At 37.0% G+C, this 6,871-nt stretch carries 5 protein-coding genes; all 5 read right to left on the bottom strand.

The window, feature by feature from the left end; translation table 11 throughout:
* Window positions 1–279: 279 nt before the first annotated feature.
* Window positions 280–1,626, bottom strand: coding sequence for a DEAD/DEAH box helicase (locus tag FD31_RS13355; protein ID WP_057893282.1), 1,347 nt, complete (start codon window positions 1,624–1,626; stop codon window positions 280–282).
* On the bottom strand, window positions 1,627–2,583 hold the full coding sequence (locus FD31_RS13360) for a DHH family phosphoesterase (RefSeq protein WP_057893283.1): 957 nt from the start codon (window positions 2,581–2,583) through the stop codon (window positions 1,627–1,629).
* Window positions 2,576–3,709, bottom strand: coding sequence for a DNA polymerase IV (dinB, locus tag FD31_RS13365; protein WP_057893284.1), 1,134 nt, complete (start codon window positions 3,707–3,709; stop codon window positions 2,576–2,578). Before dinB ends, FD31_RS13360 begins: the two co-directional genes overlap by 8 nt.
* A gap of 15 nt (window positions 3,710–3,724) precedes the next feature.
* The gene (gene zwf / locus FD31_RS13370) at window positions 3,725–5,161 is read right to left on the bottom strand and encodes a glucose-6-phosphate dehydrogenase (protein WP_057893285.1); all 1,437 of its coding nucleotides are present in this window, start codon (window positions 5,159–5,161) and stop codon (window positions 3,725–3,727) included.
* Window positions 5,162–5,960: 799 nt separating this feature from the next.
* Window positions 5,961–6,659, bottom strand: a complete 699-nt coding sequence (locus tag FD31_RS13375) for a TIM44-like domain-containing protein (RefSeq protein WP_057893286.1) — start codon at window positions 6,657–6,659, stop codon at window positions 5,961–5,963.
* Between the last annotated feature and the right edge of the window lie 212 nt (window positions 6,660–6,871).

Raw genomic sequence — 6,871 nt, forward strand, 5'->3', positions numbered from 1 at the left:
ACTTTTTCAGCAGCCTCGTCTCGAACCTCGCTTTTAAGCCTTGCACAAACCGCAAGTCTTAAAAGACGTCCGTGGTGTAAGGGCTAAAGCCCTAACGCCACCTTCACTGCATATTATTTTCGTGCTCCCTTCGGCTAATTTAACTCATAGATTTATGAATAACACTCTACTGATTTGACGAAGTTTTTTTATATTGAAAAAACAAAGTCTAAATTGATTTCTATTTAATAGAAAACCTCAAACTAATCAGAAGAACCAACATACTTAAACAACATTATATTACTTATGACTGTTCTTTCTTGCTTCACGTTCTTGACGCTTGTTTTGTCTATTTTGAAGTTTTCTTTGTTGACGATGTTCTTCATTGATTGCTTTTTTAATCTTATTCTTGTAGCCAGGCTTGCGCTTTGTCTTTTGTTTCTTAACAAAACCAACTAGCTTAGTATCAAGCTTTTCTTGTGTAGCGCGACGATGTACTCGACGGTCACGTTCAACTGAATCAACGATTTCACCATTCTTGATATCTTTTGGTTCAAACTTGATTCCCATGTGTTCGATTTCGTCAATCTTATGTTCTTCGCCTGGTTCATAAATGGTGATAGCTGTACCTGACATCTTGTTACGGCCAGTTCTACCTACACGGTGAATGAAGAAGTCGAGGTCATCTGGGATTTCTGCATTGATTACGTGAGAAACTCCGTTGATATCAATTCCTCGAGCAGCTAAATCAGTTGCTACGACGTATTGATATTCCATATTTTCGACTTGTTTCATAGCACGCTTTCTTTCACGAGGTGTTAAACCACCATGAATTCGAGCGACTTTCAAACCTTGGCTACGAAGATAATTATAAATATCATCAACTGTGCGTTTAGTATTTGCAAAAATCAATACCAAATATGGTTCACCTAATGTGATCAATTGGTAAATCATTTGTTTCTTATCACGTCCGTGACTGGACATTAGCCAGTTATCAACGTTCTTAGGAATAATACTGTTATTCTTAATTTCAACACGTTGTGGACCATGCATGTACTTGTTCAAGAATGGTTCCAACTTTTGTGGAATTGTAGCTGAGAAGACCATCATTTCACGGTTTTCTGGCAACTTATCAGTAATGTGATCAACATCATCCAAGAAGCCCATGTCCAATGTCATATCGGCTTCATCGACTACGAAACGCTCAACATTTTCGATGTGTAAGTCATTTTCGCGGATCAAATCCCATAAACGACCAGGAGTACCGATTGCAATTTGTGGTTGGTGAGCTTCAAGCTTTCTCTTTTGACGTTCACGATCAGAACCACCAACAAAAATAAAGGCATTATATTCTTCTGGATAGTTCTTTAAAATTGCTTGTGTATCTTCATAAATTTGATATGCCAATTCACGACTAGGTGTAGCAATCAATAATTGGACCTCTTGCTTGTCAGTCAATGCGTTCATTGCTGGCAACAAGAAAGCATGTGTTTTACCAGAACCTGTTTCTGATTGGACAATAATATCTTTTTTCTTGTTAACTAAAGAAATTACCGCCTCTTGAACTGGAGTTGGTTCCTCGAAATGTATTTCTTGTAATGATTTATTAATTGAATCATTAAAATTGTATTGTGAAAATTTAGTCATCTATTCACCCTTCTGGTTATATTCAGTAACTAATTCTTTAAGCTCTTCAAACATTTGTTCCACTTCAGCACGGTCTTTGGCAGTGGCGCCACTTGCTAATGGGTGACCTCCACCATCATGATTTTTGGCTAGTCCGTTAATGATTGGGCCTTGAGAACGTAAGTGTATTCTGAAAGTACCATCATCTTTTTGAACAGCTTCCATCCATGTGCAGACTTCTTTCAAACGACCTGGTGTTGAAACAACTGAATTGGCTTGTTCTTGATTGATGCCCAATTTCTTCATTAGATCAAGATCAATCACTGCATAAGCGGCACCGGAAGCATCTATTTGTAGGTTATCAAACAAAACGCCTTGGAGCTTAGCTTGTTGCAAGGTAATTTCATTCATCTTATTGTTGATTGATGCCGTATCGACACCCAAAGCGATGAATTTGCCACCGACTTCCATTGTATGTTGAGTCGTTGATGGATATAAGAATCTACCCGTATCTCCCACGATTCCAGCATAGAGATAGTAAGCAACTTCCTTTGTTAATTGTAGTTCATCACAGCTATCAATCAAATCAGCAATAATCTCTGAACATGAACTAGCATCAGTATTAACAAATAGTTGATCTCCATAAGAGTCATCATTGGGATGGTGATCAATCTTAATTAAGAAATCCCCATCATCAAAACGTTGATCGTCAATTCTTGGTTGATTAGCAGTATCTGTGACGATAACTAGTGCTCCTTGGTAATCTGCATCAGTTACTTCCTCTGCAGTTGATAACCATTTGAGACCTTCAGTATCGTTACCACCAATCAAAACTTTCTTGTCTGGAAATGCTTGGCGAATTGCAGTTGCCAAACCAGCTTGTGACCCCAATGCATCAGGATCTGGATTTTGATGACGTAGAATGATAATTCTATCATATTTTTTGATTGTTGCAATTATTTCGGCAAAGCTATTCATTAATATTGTCCCCCTTGTAAGATAAGTTCAAAGAAACCTCTTCGTATGATAACGGATCCAAATTGGTCACCGTGATTCCTAATAAACGAATCTTTTGATCTGTCACCTTTAATTTATCATAAATATCCTTCGCAACACGATAAATATCTGTTTTTGTTTGCACGTAATCTTGAAAACTCATCCGTTTAGTGATGGTCTCAAACTCCGAATTACGTAATTTTAAGACAACTGTTTTACCATGTTGACGTTGCTTTTTTAAATCTTTACTAACTAATTCTGCTAGAAAATGTAGTTCATGATCAATTTGTTCCGGCGTTACTAAATTACGGGTATAAGTTCGTTCTCGACCAATTGACTTACGTAACCGATGTCCCTCAACAGGCGAATCATCAATTCCATGAACTCTTTTATAAATGACGTAACCCATCTTGCCAAATTTCTTCAAAAATTCGTCTTGATCGATGTTTTGTAAGTCTTCACCCGTATAGACATCCATATCGTGCAGTTTTTGTTGCATGGCTTTTCCGATACCGTTGAACTTTTCAATGGGAATTGGTTTGAGAAACTCTTTGGCATACTTGCCCAAAATGATTGTTCGACCAAATGGTTTGCGATAATCTGATGCCATTTTAGCCAAAAATTTATTGTAAGAAATTCCGACTGAACACGTTAACCTTGTTTCTTTCATGATTCGTTGCTGAATATAATTTGCTAGTTTAATCGTATTAACTTCGCCCAATTTATTCTCGGTTACATCTAAGTAAGCTTCATCCAAAGCTACTGTTTGATAATTATCGGTTACATCACCAAAGATATCGTGGATTTGATTCGAAACGCTCCGATACAATTCAAAATTTGGTGGCGTAATAACTAATTTATCTTTCGGAATTAAATCAACTGCTTGTTGTGCTGGCATTGCTGAATGGGCACCATACTTACGAGCGTTGTAATTGGCTGTTGTGACAACCCCATGATGGTTATGTTTACGGGGGTCTTGAGCAACAATCAAACATTTTTTCTTATATTCGGGATGTTCCCGTTCTTCCACAGAAGCGAAAAAAGCATCCATGTCGACATGGATGATTTTTCGGTTTTCTTCAATTTTAATTGGTATTTTTAAAAAGATGAAACAACACCGCCTTTAGTCCCAAATCCAAGAATTTCCATCACGTTCCAAAAGCATTTCCGCTGAATCTGGACCCATGCTACCACTGACGTAATTAGGGAAATCAGGCGTTTGACTGTCCCAACGTTGTCTAATAGCATCAATATATTTCCAAGTACTTCTAAGTTCGTCCCAAAGTGTAAAGTGAATTCGATTACCAGCTAGAATATCGATAATTAAACTTTCATAGGCTTCACGAGCACTATCAGTCTTTTCTTCAGCAGGCAACTTAATCAAGTCTTGCTTAGAATCTTTGTAGTCGATACCGTTGATCAAGATACTCTGTCCATCAACTTTTTCAATCAAAAGTGTCACAACAGTATTTGGTCTAATGCCAAGTTCTTCAACTTTTTCATTGAAGACAATATCGATTCGTGAAGATTTATCAGGCATTCTCTTACCCGAACGAACGTAGAATGGTACGCCATCCCAACGGTCAGAATCAAAACCAATCTTCCCAGCTGTGAAAGTTTCAATTTCTGAATCAGCAGCTACATTGTCTTCTTGACGATATGCTTTTTGTTCGCCCATATCATCTGTATCATATTGGCCACGAACAAAGTCTTTATCAACTTCTTCTGGTTCCAAAACTTTCAAACTATTAAATAGTTCTGTCCGGTTCTTGTGAATAACCTTAGCTTCAGTAGCATCAGGTTCGTTGCTAGCGACAGCACCGATAATTTGCATAATGTGGTTTTGAACCATATCACGTAAAACACCAGCTGTTTCATAATAACCACCACGGTCCTCAACACCAAGTGATTCAGCTAAAGTAACTTGCACATTTGAAACATATTTGTTATTCAAAGCTTCCTCAAATTTATCGTTGTTAGCACGAATCTTTGGAATAGCTTGAATCATTTCTTTACCCAAATAGTGGTCGATACGATAAATATCGTCTTCTGGGAAGGCTTTAGAAATATTGCCATTTAATTCGCAGGCAGAATCGAGATCACGACCGAATGGTTTTTCAATAACTAGACGGTTGTAACCATCAGCTTTCAAACCTTCAGAATTGATGTGTTCAGCAACGGTACCAAAGAATCTTGGTGCAATCGCCATGTAGTAAACGCGGTTATGACCAGCATCAAATTGGTCATCTAATTTGGCAGCTAAGTTCTTCAAAGCGATGTAGTGCTCAGAATCATTAACATCATGTGATTGATAGAAGAAATGTTGTGCAAATTCTTCCATAATCTTCTCATCATCATTAAATGATTCTTTTAAAGAAGTAACGATTGTCTCACGGAAATAATCATCACTCCAAGGACGACGTGCTGTCCCAATCACGGCAAAGTGATCCTTTAAAAATCCTGATTTATACAAACGGAATAACGAAGGATAAAGTTTACGGTGAGCTAGGTCACCAGAACCCCCAAAAATAATAAAAATTGCTGATCTCTCTTTAACCATTTTAAACTCCTTTTGACAGTCTCATGTACTTATATTTTACATCATGAATTATTAAACATCTGCATTATTGACTTATTATTTTTTTGTTTTTGTGTGCGGCGTTGATTAAATATGCTGTGGAAATAGTAATAGGCCACCTCCAGAAGCAAGAAATTTAGGTCGCTGTGGGGATCGCCGAAAGCCAAGGTCTTTCGGCTCGATTTTGAACCTCGCACAAAACGCGAGTTTCAAAACTCGTCCCGTGGTGCAATGGCTAAAGCCATAACGCCACCTTCACAGCGACCTAAATTCTTGCTTCTTCCGGCTAGTTCATCCTTTGTTTTTTATTAAACGTAAATAAATTGGAGTATTACTATTTGGCTTGATTATTTTTCGTCAATAATGACTAGAATATCAAGACTTAAGGTAAGTTTTGATTCCTTCAGCCTTTAGTTTTGGATGAATAATTCTATTACATTATAAATTTTAGAACTTAGAGTATACTTTAAGGCAAGAATTTTGTCTTTACATACGCGTGGTGCTAGTTGACTTTTTTACCAACAATTTCAATAACAAACTTTCATAACTGAATATACCTCAATTATTTCAAAAAAATTAGATTCAAAAAAGACATAAGTCGGAAGAATCGAGAATAGTTACTGGCTGTGAAAGTGGTGTTAGTGCGGGTGATTTTTCCCGTGCTTACAGCACCGGGCGTGTTTGGAGACTCGCTTGCGAGGCTTCAAACCGAGGTATGAGACCTTGGCTCATACCGGTCCGCATAGCCAGTAACTATTTCTCGATTCTGGAGACGGCATATTTAGGCAATAGTTTTGATGTTACATAATTGCAGATTAGTTTCGTCTTTCCAAGTTAATGTCCAAATTTCTTTAAAACGTTCAATATTGGTATCTTCTTGAATTTGGTTATTATAGTCGTCAGTTTTATTATCATACTGAAAATAGTCACGTGCTTGGGCGGTCACAATAACTTGGACTTTCTCATTCGATGATGTCATGACTTGTTGCAGATCAATTATTACCAGACCATCCATTTTATCTATTTTGTGGTTACGAATATAACCGTTGATAATTTTCTTTTGTTTAGCATAATAATATGGCGACATTAGTGTCTTTAAAGTTTCTAAATCATTTTTAGTCCAAGCATCTTCTACTTGATAGAAAAATGGCTCGAAGTGGGTATTTATTTGGGGAGTAAGTTCATCATATGTTTCGGGTGGCGTGTATTTTTTTTGACGATTACGTTTAAAAGAATACACGGAAAAGAGAATGAAAAAACCAGTTACGACTATATCGCCAATTGTGAAGCGATTATAACCAAAATTATTATATCCACGATAACCTCTGTAATTATCGTAATAACTATCTGAACCGGTACTACTGCTGCTACTTGTTGAACTGCTTCCCATGCTTCCACCAGCACGAGCCAGAGTCGTTGTCGGAACCATAATAAACAAGAGCGATATACTAACAACTATGAACAATGCTAATTTTTTCAAGATTCAGTCCTCAATCCCCATTTTATTATTAGCTAGATATTTAAATTGATTATTCAATCTAACACATAATCATGATATCAATACTCACATTAAAATGCTGGTATCTTTGAAGGTTATTACAAAAAATGAAACGGGCATCTGTAAGAAACTTTAATTTCTCACAGGTACCCGTTTTAATATAATTCATTTATTACGCGTGGTGCTAGTTAATT

This window comes from Companilactobacillus nantensis DSM 16982, from assembly GCF_001435815.1.
In the GTDB taxonomy this organism is placed as follows: domain Bacteria; phylum Bacillota; class Bacilli; order Lactobacillales; family Lactobacillaceae; genus Companilactobacillus; species Companilactobacillus nantensis.

Excerpts from the sequence above, each read along its gene's own strand:
- FD31_RS13355 (WP_057893282.1), bottom strand. The coding sequence starts at position 1,626 with ATGACTAAATTTTCACAATACAATTTTAATGATTCAATTAATAAATCA.
- FD31_RS13360 (WP_057893283.1), bottom strand. The coding sequence starts at position 2,583 with ATGAATAGCTTTGCCGAAATAATTGCAACAATCAAAAAATATGATAGA.
- zwf (WP_057893285.1), bottom strand. The coding sequence starts at position 5,161 with ATGGTTAAAGAGAGATCAGCAATTTTTATTATTTTTGGGGGTTCTGGT.